The 12660-nt window shown below is 67.3% G+C and carries 10 protein-coding genes; 3 read left to right on the top strand and 7 right to left on the bottom strand.

From position 1 onward, the window contains the following. Positions 1 to 32 precede the first annotated feature (32 nt). The 6 genes from prsR to WNB94_RS05260 form a co-directional block, all read right to left on the bottom strand. Positions 33 to 1397 (bottom strand): PEP-CTERM-box response regulator transcription factor, encoded by a 1365-nt coding sequence (gene prsR / locus WNB94_RS05235; protein ID WP_341388864.1) that lies wholly within the window; start codon positions 1395 to 1397, stop codon positions 33 to 35. Beyond that, positions 1394 to 3448 (bottom strand): XrtA/PEP-CTERM system histidine kinase PrsK, encoded by a 2055-nt coding sequence (gene prsK / locus WNB94_RS05240; protein WP_341388866.1) that lies wholly within the window; start codon positions 3446 to 3448, stop codon positions 1394 to 1396. The genes prsR and prsK overlap by 4 nt, the downstream gene beginning before the upstream one ends. A 28-nt stretch (positions 3449 to 3476) precedes the next feature. Beyond that, entirely contained in the window at positions 3477 to 4865 is a 1389-nt protein-coding gene (locus tag WNB94_RS05245; RefSeq protein WP_341388867.1) for a TIGR03013 family XrtA/PEP-CTERM system glycosyltransferase, read from the bottom strand. Positions 4866 to 4934: 69 nt separating this feature from the next. Beyond that, positions 4935 to 6725, bottom strand: coding sequence for a hypothetical protein (locus tag WNB94_RS05250; RefSeq protein WP_341388868.1), 1791 nt, complete (start codon positions 6723 to 6725; stop codon positions 4935 to 4937). A gap of 5 nt (positions 6726 to 6730) precedes the next feature. After that, positions 6731 to 7948: a pyridoxal-dependent decarboxylase, exosortase A system-associated gene (locus WNB94_RS05255; protein WP_341388869.1), complete on the bottom strand. Its 1218-nt coding sequence runs from the start codon at positions 7946 to 7948 to the stop codon at positions 6731 to 6733. Further along, positions 7935 to 9533 (bottom strand): acyl-CoA ligase (AMP-forming), exosortase A system-associated, encoded by a 1599-nt coding sequence (locus WNB94_RS05260; RefSeq protein WP_341388870.1) that lies wholly within the window; start codon positions 9531 to 9533, stop codon positions 7935 to 7937. The genes WNB94_RS05255 and WNB94_RS05260 overlap by 14 nt, the downstream gene beginning before the upstream one ends. 66 nt (positions 9534 to 9599) lie before the next feature. Between WNB94_RS05260 and WNB94_RS05265 the strand changes: the two genes are divergently transcribed. Genes WNB94_RS05265 through WNB94_RS05275 form a run of 3 tightly spaced genes read left to right on the top strand, consistent with a single transcriptional unit; the run spans position 9600 to position 11662 of the window. After that, complete coding sequence (locus WNB94_RS05265) at positions 9600 to 9857, top strand: acyl carrier protein (RefSeq protein ID WP_341388871.1); 258 nt, start codon at positions 9600 to 9602, stop codon at positions 9855 to 9857. A gap of 12 nt (positions 9858 to 9869) precedes the next feature. After that, positions 9870 to 10748 (top strand): serine aminopeptidase domain-containing protein, encoded by an 879-nt coding sequence (locus tag WNB94_RS05270; RefSeq protein ID WP_341388872.1) that lies wholly within the window; start codon positions 9870 to 9872, stop codon positions 10746 to 10748. Next, positions 10745 to 11662 carry a hydrolase 1, exosortase A system-associated gene (locus tag WNB94_RS05275; protein WP_341388874.1) on the top strand — a complete coding sequence of 306 codons (918 nt, stop codon included), beginning with the start codon at positions 10745 to 10747 and terminating at the stop codon, positions 11660 to 11662. The genes WNB94_RS05270 and WNB94_RS05275 overlap by 4 nt, the downstream gene beginning before the upstream one ends. Here WNB94_RS05275 and WNB94_RS05280 read toward each other — a convergent pair. After that, on the bottom strand, positions 11631 to 12656 hold the full coding sequence (locus tag WNB94_RS05280) for a GNAT family N-acetyltransferase (protein ID WP_341388875.1): 1026 nt from the start codon (positions 12654 to 12656) through the stop codon (positions 11631 to 11633). The two genes, WNB94_RS05275 and WNB94_RS05280, sit on opposite strands and share 32 nt — an antisense overlap. Positions 12657 to 12660: the final 4 nt, after the last annotated feature.

The raw sequence follows: 12660 nt of genomic DNA on the forward strand, positions 1-12660 counted from the left end.
AAATCCGTGAAGGCGGCCTGCACGAGATGGGCTCAGCGCAGTCCCAGTCGGTGCATGAGGTCGTACAAGGTCGGGCGGCTGACCCCCAGCAACTCGGCGGCTTGCAGCACATTACCATCGACCCGGGCCAGCGCCGCCAGCACCGCTTTGCGCTCGGCGGCTTCGCGCACGGCACGAAGGTCGAGGGTACCCGTGTCGGCCTCTGCCAATGAGGCGGACAGCCCGAGGTCTTCGGGCACGATGCGTTTACCTTCGGCCATGATGCAGGCGCGCTTGATGCAGTTCTCAAGCTCACGGATGTTGCCCGGCCAGGTGTGCTGCTCGATCAGCTGAGCGGCTTCGGGCGACAGGGCCAGCGCGGGACGTTGCTGCTCGGCGCAAAACCGGTGCACAAAGGCGTGGGCGATCAACACGGCATCGCCGACGCGGGCGCGCAGCGGGGGGATGTTGACCACGATCTCGGCCAGGCGGTAGTAAAGGTCTTCGCGGAACGCGCCGTCCTGGATCTGCTGTTTGAGGTCTTGGTGGGTGGCGCACACGATGCGCACATCCACCGGGATTTCTTGCCGGCCCCCCACCCGCTCGATCACGCGTTCTTGCAAAAACCGCAGCAGCTTGGATTGCAAGGGCAGGGGCAGATCGCCGATTTCATCGAGCATCAGGGTGCCGCCATGGGCCAGCTCGATCTTGCCCTGGGTGGTCTTGACGGCGCCCGTGAAGGCCCCTTTTTCGTGACCGAAGAGTTCGGTCTCGAGCAGGGTTTCAGGGATGGCGGCACAGTTGATGGCCACGAAACGGCCCGCGTGCCGGTTGCTCGCCTTGTGCAGGCTGCGGGCCAGCACTTCTTTGCCCGTGCCACTTTCGCCCAGCAGCAACACCGTGGCGCTTGCGTGGGCCACTTTTTCGATCATGCGACACACACGCAGCATGTCGGGGTCGCGGGTGATGAGCCCCCCCATGGACTCAGGGGCCTGCGCTGCACGCAAGCGCCTGTTTTCCATCTGCAGTTCGTGCAGGCGCAGCGCGCGGTCGATGGTCAGCGCCAGGGCCTCGGGCTCGAAAGGCTTGGCCAGGAAGTCGTAGGCCCCCATGTCCACGGCTTTCAATGCATTGGCCTGGCCGTTCTGCCCTGTCAGGACAATGACCTTGGTGTCCGGCAATGAGGCCAGGATCTCTTCCAGCAGCGCGAAGCCTTCCGTGGCCCCATCGGCATCGGGCGGCAGCCCCAGGTCCATGGTGACCACGGGGGGCTGAAACCGGCGCAACTGGCTCATGGCTTCGGCGCGGTCAGAGGCCAGCACGCACTCCAGTTGATCGAGAGACCACCTGATCTGCTTTTGCAGGGCCAGGTCGTCTTCGACGATCAGCACGGCGGGGTTTCGCGCGGTGGAGCTCATGGCGTGGTGGCGGCAGGCGGTTGCGGGGGGTCGGACATGTCCAGCAAGGGCAAGGTGAGCGTGAACGTGGTGCCCCGGCCCTGTTGGCTTTCGACCGTCAGGCGGCCGCCAAGTTCAGCGACGTACTGCGCGCTTTCGTAAGCCCCGATGCCCATGCCCGCGGTTTTGGTGGATTGAAAGGGTTTGAACAGTTGCTGACGCATGAACTCTTCGCTCATGCCCACCCCATTGTCTTCGACTCTCAGGCAGGCGTGACTCCCATATCGGAGGGATACCAGCTTGACCATGTGCCCCTGGTGCTCGGTGGCGTCCAGCGCGTTCTGGACCAGGTGGCCGACCACCCGAGAGATGCGCTCTTCGTGTCCGCGGGCGGTGACGCCCTCCTCCAGCGCCACCTCGATGTGACGGCCACGCTGTTGAGCAAGCTGCACCCACTGGCGGGCGATGGCCGAGAGATCGACCCCCACCGTGCCGCCTGCGGCCGGCTCGGCCCCTTCGCGCAGCTGCAGCATCATGGTTTTCATGCGCTCCAGGGCATGCTCGACCGTCATCAGCATGTCTTCCTGAAACTCGGGGTTGTCCTTGAGTCGACGCGCGTTCTTCATCATCAGCGACAGTTGCGTGACGATGTTCTTGAGGTCGTGGACCACGAACGCCGACATCCGGTTGAAGGATTCGAACTTGCGTGACTCCATGAGCGCCTCGGTGGCCATGACCTGGGCCAGAAAGCTCGCCGCCTGGGTGGCTGCCGTTTTGAGCAGGTCGATGACCTCCCAGTTCACGTCCCAGTCGGTGCGAGGACGGCACAGCAACACAAACCCCAGTTCCACGCCCGCGCTCTTGAGCGGAATCAAGAGCCAGGCCTGGTCCAGCCCTTCCAGCCAGGCAGGCAGCACCAGGCCAGGGTAACGCTCGGGGTGTCGGTGGCGCTCGGCCAGGTTGATCACCCAGCCACTGTGCCTCATGAACTCGGCCAGGCTGCCGTCCAGCGGCTCGGCGGCCTGCACTGGCGGCAGGTTCCAGCGCGAGACCTGCCTCAGCGTTGGTGCGCCGGCCTCACGCAACCACAGCCCACCGGCAGGGCTCTCGACCATGCCGGCCAGGCCCTTGACGACCTGCAACTGCAAGGCCTGAGGCTCGGTGGACGACGACAGGGCCTGCGTGAACTTCAACCACTCTTCTCGGTAGTCGTAGCGGTAACGCAGGAAGTGCTTGCCCAGCCACACGCGCAGCTTGGCGCGCAAGGTGCCGGAAAAAAACACCGCCACCAGGCAGGCCAGGCCAAAGACCAGCAGGCCCATCTGCAGCACCTGCCCCCAGTTGCCACCGAAATAGCGCAGGTAGTACCCCAGGCTGGCGATGAACAGCAAATAGGCTCCTGCCAGGGCGGCCGACACCGATTGAAAAGCCAGTTGGCGCGACACACGGACACGCGCCATCCAGGCGCTCTGGCGCACGCCCGACCAGGCCAGGAACGGCACCATCAAGGCGTGCACCCAGGCCCGGGCCGTCAGGGCATGCGCATCGACCGCCTGAAAGATCGTGGCCTGCGAAAACAGGTAGATGTCGAAGATGAAGGTGCCGGCCAGGCCAATGGCCACCGGCTTGATGCTCCAGCGGGCGTCCTCGGGCACATGGCGCAGCCACTGCTCCAGCAACACCAGGCCCGCAATGGCCAGCAGCGTGAAGCCCAGCGCACTGGGCAGCCACAGGCACCACAGCAGCAGCCCGCCGGCCACCAGGGCGCCCACGGCCACCGGTCTGGCGCCCGTCTCACCCGCCCGAGACAGCAGCATCAACAACACCAACGACCAGGCGCCGTAGCGCAAGGCGTCCAGGCGAACCTCGGTGAGCGCCACCCAGGGCGCGTGATCATGCAGTGCGCCGGCCAGGGCCCAGGCCAGGGACAGTGCCGCGGCCAGCCACAAGGCCAGCAGGCTTCGACGTGCCTCAGGATGGCGCCAGGTTTGTGCCGCCACCATGCCGGTGTACGCCAGGTACGCCAGCGCGCAGGCGGCGTGGCCGAGCTGCGTCAGTCCGGGCAGGTCCATGGACGCATCCGCGACAGGGGCTCGGGCGTCATTGCGCGCCCTTGCCGGTCAACACCACCCCCACGGTTTCAAACAACACCACCAGGTCCAGAAAGAGCGAGTGGTTTTTGACGTAGTAGAGGTCGTACTGCAGTTTCTGCACCGAATCCTCCAGCGTGGATCCGTACTGGTAACGCACCTGGGCCCAGCCGGTCACCCCGGGTTTGATGCTGTGGCGTACCGCATAGAAGGGGATCTGCTGCGTGAGCTGGTCGACAAAAAACTGACGCTCGGGGCGGGGCCCCACCAGGCTCATGTCGCCCTTGAGCACGCTGAACAACTGAGGCAACTCGTCGATGCGGCACTTGCGGATCACACGCCCCACGCGGGTGACGCGGCTGTCGCCGGCGGTGGCCCACTTGGGCACGCCGTCTTTTTCAGCATCGGTGCGCATGCTGCGAAATTTGACCACCTTGAATTCTTTGCCGCCCAACCCCACCCGGTCCTGGGTGTAGAAAATCGCGCCACGGCTGTCCAGCTTGATCAGCAAAGCGGTGATCAACATGACCGGCAGCGTGAGGAGCAGCAAGAAGATGGCGCCCGTCAGGTCAACCACCCGCTTCAGGACGGTGCGCACCACGCCCTGGTCAAAGCCTTCGCCAAAGATCAGGTAGCCGGCAGACATCGCATCCAGGCGGATCTGCCCCACTTTGCGCTCGAAATGGGTGGCGATGTCGATCACGCTGATGCCATCGAGCTTGCAGTCCAGCAGCTCCCGCATGGGCATGCTGCCCCCACGCCGCTCGGTGAGCGCCACGATGATTTCATCGACCTGCAGCTCGTTGACCAGCGTCGAGAGGTGCTGCCCGGGGCCATACACCGGATGCGAGTCGATGACCCGGTCTTTTTCGTTGGGGCTTTCCACAAAGCCCACGATGTCCACGTTGGGGTCAAACCGCAGCAGAGATTCGGCCACCGCCTTCGCGCGCGTGCCCACGCCATAGATCAGCACGCGGCTGCGGGTCATGCGCGACGGCAGGAAGGACTCCATCACCTCACGCTGCAGCACCACCAGGGTCTTGGCTGCCATCAGCACACCAAAGACCAGCCACACGCTCTTGTCGATGACCTTGGGCATCAACAGCAAAAACGCCAGGGTGATGAGCGCCGACGCCAGCCAGGCCACCAGGGCCCGGATGCGCATGGCCGTGCGGGTGTACGAGCGGGCGTTTTCATACAGGCCCAAGGTGCCGTTGACCATGATGAAGGTCACGGTCACGAAGACGCCAGTGAGCGTGCTGTCCAGCACCGAGTCGGGCTGGCGCATGCTGGCTTGCAACCACACGGCAAAAAATGCGGCGGCCATCAAGACGGCCGCCTCAAAGAGAACCTGAAAAATGGAGCGCTTGTGGAAGTGGTGCCCAAAAATCTTGATCATCGATACCAAACCCTGTTTGCCGCCGCCAACCCGGTGCGCACTCGGGGTAACGGCGTGTAACTCTCCATCTTACGCCCGCAGCCGCCTGCTTTCATCCCCCGAAAAGGACGTCCACCACAACAGGAACTGCAGCAGGAATGCCACGCGGGTAAACTCGAAGACGCTGATCAGGCTGCCCAGCAGGCCGATGCTCAGCACGGCGCCCGCCCAGGGCCACCCGTCCGGCACACGCCCCGCCCGCCAGCCGCCATGCACGATCAGCACGGCCAGGGCCAACAGGGCAGGCAGTCCGCGCTCGACCAGCACCTCCAGGTACAGGTTATCGACATGCCAAGGGATAAAGTAAGACTGCGACACCGGCCACCAATGGGCGCTGCCCCGTGAAAAGTTCGCGTTTTGCAGGGGCACGGCCTGGCCATCGGCCCACAACTGCACTTGCTGCAGGCGCAACTGACCCGCCACCGACGACACCGACACCTTCAAGACCGCGGGCGATGCGCCGCGAAAGCCCGGCCCGTCCAGCGTGATCATGGCGTCGCCAGGTTGCCAGCTGGCCTGCATTTGCGCGCAATCGATGGGGTACAGCAGGTGCTGCTGGCACACGGCCACCGAGACCTGCAAGGGGTGCTCGACACGCCCATGCAGGCGCACATGCACGTGGTGCCCCCCCAGCCCCTCGGGCAGTTGAATGCGCTGCATGATGGCCCATCGGCCCGCCAGCTCCAGGCGAGTGGCCGGCCCCGAAAGCTCAACGTGAGCGGGGCCGTGGCCGCCTTCGGGCTGCCAGGTGGTGCGCCCAGGCAACTCGGCATGCCCATGGCGCTGGCTGTATTGCACGGGCACCTGCCCCAGCCCCAGGCCACGCCACAGGTCGGAGGGGCCCGTCATCAGGCCCGTGATGGCCTGCCAATGGCGCCAGCGCCCCACCGTGTCGTCCAGCGACTGCGCCAGGCGCTGCCCAGCCAGCTGGCTCATGGACACCAGCAACACCACCTCCACCAGCCACAGCAGGCACAGGCCGCGCCAGGCGGGACGCCACCATGCGGGCCGCGAGGACGGGCTCTGCCGGCTCTGCCACCAAACCGCATGCGCGCTCAGCACCACGGCCACCACCAGGATCCCTCTGGAATAGGTGGTGACCACCACATACCAGCTCGCCATCAGCAGCACGGCGCCCACGGCAAAGCCAAGCGGCCGCCGTGCACGCGTCAGGGCCCACCAGGCGAACGGCAAGGCCATGGCCAGGTAGGCGTCGATGGCGCCGCCGCCCAGGTTCATCTCCCAGAACCAGCCGGTGGTTCGGTAGTCGCTGGCCAGATCCCACCATGCCACCGCCTGCAGGCGCTCGCAGAACACCGTCACACACAAGCAACCCAGCCCGGTCACCATGCCCCAGGACAGGCGGCGGGTGGCCTCGCGCTCGGCACGCCAAGGCCACAGGCACCAACAAGCCCACACCGCCCAGACCGTGGAGCGCGCGGCACGCAAAGGCGCCGCAGCCGAGTGCTCATCGCCCCAGAACACCTCCCACCACGCAGGCCACCCCGCATCGGCTCGCCACCAGGCCAGCCCCACGCTCAGGCACCACAGGGCCGCCATCGCGTACACCCACCAGGCGGGCCCGCGCGCGCCTGCGGGATGGGCGGGCCGAGGCGCCCGCCAGCGATGGAGCGTGGCGCCCAACAAGACCAGGGTCAGCAGCAACTCGAACTCGTCCACCTGCCGCCAGCCTGACCAGACGCCCAGGTGCGCCACCGGCAACAAGGCCAGCACGACGGCCATGGCCCACACGGGCTGGCGTGCAGACCACAGCACCACCCCCAGCCCCCCCAGCGAGAGGGCCAGGGGCCACCACGGCACGGCCGTCACAGCAAGATCTCGGCCGGGGCGGGGTGACTCAGGAAGCGCTGGGGGCTGGCCGAGGCGCCATAGGCGCCAGACTGAAACACCACCACCAGGTCACCGGGCTCGGCGCGGGGCAGTTCCACCTGCTGGGCCAGGGTGTCCATCGGGGTGCACAAGGGGCCCACCACATTCACCCGCTCGGTGGGGCCGCCGGGCGCCGCGCCGGCCAAGGCCACCGGATACGGCCGACGTATGAGCTGCCCAAAATGACCCGCCGCCGCCAGGTGGTGGTGCATGCCCCCGTCGGTGACCACAAACACCTGGCCCCGGGACTCCTTGCGCTCCAGCACCCGGCACACGTAGGCGCCAGCCTCGCCCACCAGGTAGCGCCCCAGCTCCACCGTCATGTGGGCCTGGGGCCAGACCTGCTGCAGCGCTGGCCACAGCCGACCCATCGCCTGGCCCACGGCCTGGATGTCCAGCGGCGTCTCACCAGCGTGGTAAGGGATGCCCCAGCCCCCACCCACATTCACCGACAACACCGGCGCGGGACATTGCTGCGCCCAGCCGCGCAGCATGTCCAGGGTTCTTTCGAACGCCGACACCAGCACCTCGGCCTTCAGGATCTGAGAGCCCGCATAGACATGAAAGCCCTCAAAGCGAAGGCCCTCGCGCGCCACCTCGGCCAGGACGGTCGGCACCTGTTCGGCGTCCACACCGAACACCTGGGCGCCCCCGCCCATGCGCATGCCCGCCGAGCGCAGCTCGAAATCCGGATTGACCCTCAGCGCCACCCGGGGGCCGAGCGCTGGTGACAGGCCCCACGACCGGGCCAATTCACCCAGCAAGCGCACCTCGCGCAGCGACTCCACATGCAACAACGCGCCAGCGGCCACCGCCTGTCGCAACTCCAGCTCGGTCTTGCCAGGCCCCGCAAAACACACGTCTGCGGGCGCGCAACCGGCGTTCAATGCGGCATTCAGTTCACCGCCCGAAGCCACATCCATGCCATCCACCAGGCCAGCCAGGTGCCCCAGCAAGGCAGGCATGGGGTTGGCCTTGACCGCGTAGTACAGGCGCACCCCAGGGGGCAAGACCTGCCGCACCGCCTGCACACGCTCGGTCACCCGGCGTCGATCCACCACATAAAAGGGCGTCTGCCCCGCCCGCTCGGCCAGGCGGCGCACCGACCCATCGCCCAGCATCCATTGGCCATCGCGCCAGTCAAGCCACGTCATCCAGCCTCCATCGCTGTCGGTCGATCTTGCCGTTGGGGTTGCGCGGCAAGGCACTCACCCACTCCACCAGCCGGGGCACCATGTAGCCAGGCAAGTGTCGGCGGCAGTGTCTCATCAGCACATCGGTGCATGCCGCGTCGTCCACCGGGGCCTGCGGCCGCCGAGTGGCCACCACCCGCACCACGCTGCCCAAGACGTCGTCAGGATGGCCCAAAGCGATGGCCTCGGCCACCACCTCGCACGACAACACCACCTCTTCCACCTCGGTCGGGCTGACCCGGTAGCCCGACGTCTTGATCAGGTCGTCGCCACGGGCCACGAAGTACAGATAGCCTTCGGCGTCTTGCCGCACCAGATCGCCTGAAAACACCACGCGCTCACCCAGGTCAGGGCGCCCACTGGGCGACCACAGCCCAAAGCGCTCGGCGGTGGCTTGCGGATTGTTCCAGTAGCCCAAGGCCACCAGGGGCCCGCGGTGCACCAGCTGGCCCACCTCGCCCGGGTGACAAGGGCTGCCATCCGGTCGCAGCACCAGCACCTCGACGTTCGGGATGGCCTTGCCCATGGAATCGGGGCGTCGCCCCACCTGGTCAGGCGGCAGGTAGGTCGAGCGAAACGCCTCGGTGAGCCCATACATCAGGTAAGGCAAAGCCTGAGGCGCAGCGCCTTGCATGGCCGTCAGCAAGGACGACGACACCCGCCCTCCCGTGCACGCCCAATACCGCAGGCGGTCGGCCGCGCCGGGCGGCCAGGGCTGCGCAAGCAGTTGCGCCAAGAGCGGGGGCACCGCCGTCAGCCCGGTCACACCGTGCTGCTGCATCACCAACAAGGTGTCGCGCGGCAAGACATGGTGGTGCAGCACCACCTGCGCCCCCACCATGAATGCGGTGGTGAGCTGGCTGAAGCCCGCGTCAAACGACAGCGGCAGCGCGGCCAGCAAGACATCGTCGGCCCGGTTGCCCAGGTAACGCACCACGCTGCCCGCCCCGGCCACCAGATTGCGATGCGACACCATCACACCTTTGGCACGCCCCGTGCTGCCCGAGGTGTAGAAAATGGCGGCCAGGTCGGTGTCCACCACGGACGGGTCGGCCACAGGGTCTGAGTGGGCCCCTGGGGTTGCATCTGGGGTTGCATCTGGGGTTGCATCTGGCGTTGTATCTGGCCCCATGACCCGACACGGCGCAGGCGCAGGCCACGCCGACAGCCAGGCCGACACCGAGGGTGGCGACAAGGCCACCAGCGCCCAGGCGCCCGCGTCCTGAATCACGTGCAAGGCCTGCGCCGGCTTGAGCAAGGGGTTGAGCGGCACCAGCACCCCGCCCGCCCGGCTGACGGCAAAACACACCGCCACGGTCTCGGGCAGCTTGTCCACCAGCACGGCAACGCGTGCGCCCGCCGGCAGGCCCGCGGACCGCAAGGTGTGGGCCCATGCTTCGATGCGGGACTGCAGGCGGCCGTAGGTCCAGCACGCCTCACCGGTGCGCAGGGCGATGGCGTCCGGGCAGCAGCCAGCCGCGCGACGCGGCAGGTCGTGCAGCAGGATCGGAGGCACACTCCACAGGTGATCAGGGGCCGCGCTCATGGTTCACAATGGTAAGTGAAGGTGCGCCCGCCTTTGGCCGCCACAGACACGCCCCGCTGTCCCACGATGGATCTTCTGCCCCCACTCCTGCATGCCCTGGATGACGCCCTGCAACTTGAGGGGCGAGCACAGCGCTTCAACCTTGACACGCCCTTGCTGGGCGCCCTGCCCGAGCTCGACTCGATGGGGGCCGTGGCCCTGGTCAGCCACCTGGAGCAACAGTTTGGCGTGGTGTTCGATGACGCCGACCTCCACGCGCAGACCTTCGCCACCGTGGGCAGCCTGTTGACGCTGGTTCAGCAGGCCCTGAACCCGGTGGACTGAACAGGTGCGGCCATGAGCGCCCACGCTGGCCAGGTCCTGGCCATGGATGGCCCCAACGGCGTGCTGTTTGGCCTGTATCACCCCCCGGCCACTCGGCCCTGTCGTGGGCGTGTGCTGCTGCTGCCGGCGCTGGCCGAAGAGTTCAACACCTGCCACCGTGTGTGCGCCCTGGCCTGCCGGCAGATGGCGCAAGCCGGCTTTGCCGTGCTGCGTTTTGACCTGAGCGGCACGGGCGACAGCGATGGCCGACTGGCCGACCTGGGCTGGCCGCACTGGCTGGCCGACAGCCAGGCGGCACTGCAGGCCCTGCGGGACGCCTCCAGCGACCAGGACCCCGACGTGCCGCTGTGGCTGTGGGGCGTGCGCGGCGGTGCGATGCTGTCCGCGGCACTGGCCGCCGAGCTGAACACCGCACCAGACAGCACCCCAAACGGGTCGGGCAAGTTGCTGAACGTGCTGTGGTGGCAACCCATCACCCAGGGCAGACAACAGTTGCAGCAGTGGCTGCGCCTGGACACCGCCCGCCAATGGCTTGCCACCCCCGCCACGGCCGATGCCCCAAGCTCGGGCTCGGGTGCCAATGCGGCAGAGCGCCTGATGCACGAAACCGTCTCGCTGGGCGGCTACCCCATCACCCCGCGCTGGGCGGCTGAGCTGCGCGCCTTCAAGGCCCCCACGCCGGCCGGCCAAGGCCATTGGGTGTGGCTGGAATGCCAGGGCAAACCGGCCACCCCCAGCGTGGCGGCTCAACACCACGCAGCGGCCGTGGCCGACCAGGGATGGAAGGCGCAGGCCCTGGCGGTGCAGGCACCCAGCTTCTGGCTGAACCACGGCACCCAGGATGCCCCCGCCTTGCTGGCCGCCACCCTGGAGGCGATGCAAGCGCCATGAACCCACCACCACCGTCGTCGCCCAGCCGCACCGTGAGCTTTCGGCACTGGCCGGGCTGCCAGGAGCGCTGGCTGTCGTTCACAGACGGCCACTCGCCACACGATTGGCACGGCATCGCCACACTCAGCACCCCCGCCAACGGCACCCCGGCCTCGGGCCTGGGGGTGGTGATCTTGGGTGGCGGTGCTCAAAGCCGGGTGGGTGCCCATCGCCAGTTCGTGCTGCTGGCCCGGGCCTGGGCGACGCAAGGCCACGCCGTGCTCAGGTTTGATTGGCCCGGCCTGGGCGACGCCACCGGCACGGTGCAGCCCTTTGACCAACTGGCCGGGCACGCAGAGCGCGCCCTGAACCTGCTGAAGCAACACTGCCCCGAGGCCCGGCGCCTGGTGCTGTTGGGCCTGTGCGATGGGGCCTCGGTGGCACTGATGCACCAGGCCCGCCCTCAGAGCACGGCGGTGGACGGCCTGTGCCTCATCAACCCCTGGGTGCGGTCGGCGCACAGCCTGGCACGCACGCACCTGAAGCACCACTATCTCCAGCGGCTGCGCCAGGCCAGTTTCTGGCAAAAAGTGCTGAGCGGTCAGGTGGGCTGGCCTCAACTGCGCGACCTGGGCCTCAACCTGCTGCGCGCAGGCGGCCACCACGCGCCCACGCCCGCCACCTTCCAGGAACGCATGCGACAAGGCTGGTGCCGATTCCAGGGGCACAGGCTGGTGTTGATCAGCCAGCACGACACCACCGGCCAGGAATTTGAAACCAGCGTGCGACAAGACCCGGCATGGACGCCGCCCGCCCAGGCGGCCTCACTGCAATGGCAGGCCTTGCGCCATGCAGACCACACCTGCTCAACGCCAGACACCCACGACGCGCTGGAGCAGGCCGTCAGCCGCTGGCTGGCGTCGCTGGCGACTTGAGCCGGCGCAGCCAGCGGCCCGCGTGGTGACGGGCACAGGCCCACAAGCCACGGGGGTCTCGCCAGCGGAAGGCCACCAGCCCGATGCGCTCACGCCGGTGCGTCATCCAGTCGCGCTTGTAGGGCTCGTCGCCCATCAGGTAGTCCACCTCTTGAACCTGGTCCACCTCGATCACGTGCCGCATCAAGGCGGCCGTCAATACCGAACCGGCCGACCACCGGGCCGCATCCTCACGGTAAGCCAGCTTGTAGATGCAGGCCTTGCCCGCATCCACCAGCCACAGCTGGGCCGCCACCGCCACGCCCCCCACCCGCAACACCCCCAGGCGCAAACAGGCTGCGCTGGCCGCCGCGCGCATCAGCGACGGCATGAACGCCGGGTTGGGCTCGGCCGATTTCCAGCTGTCTGCATACACCGCCTCAAAGGCCTCGATGCCCCGTGCCAGCGCCAGGGGGTCCGCATCATCCCGAATGATCTCCAGTGACCAGTCGGCATCACGGTCCAGTCGCTTGCGGGCCCGGTCCACCGTGTGACGCAACTTGGATGGGCGGGCCTGCCAGTAATGATCAAAGTCACGCCACGGCGCACGCGGCAGGTACCAGTTGCCATGACTGAAATAGGTGTCGGTCACATAACCCGCGCTCGCCAATCCCCTGCGCCAGGCCATCACCCAGGCATCGTCGGCGCCCATGGAGGCCATCTCGATCATCCAGGCGCCAGGCAAGCGGGCCGCCAAGCGCGCGGCCGCTGCCCAATCCACCACCGACAGATCACCACCAGTCGCCAGCACGGGGCCATACCAGCCTGCGTAGTAATTGCTCAGGGAGCGCAGGTGCCCGCGGGGGTGGGTTTGCATGCAGGGCAGGTGGGCTTGGAACTGGCCGTCCGTCGTCATCAGGTGCAGCGCATGCACGCCCACGGGTGGCCGCTCAAGCCCGCACTGCAAGAGCAACTCGAACCAAGTCTGACTCTGGAACGCTGGAGGCCAGGTCACTGCA

This window comes from Aquabacterium sp. A3, from assembly GCF_038069945.1.
In the GTDB taxonomy this organism is placed as follows: Bacteria; Pseudomonadota; Gammaproteobacteria; order Burkholderiales; family Burkholderiaceae_C; genus Aquabacterium.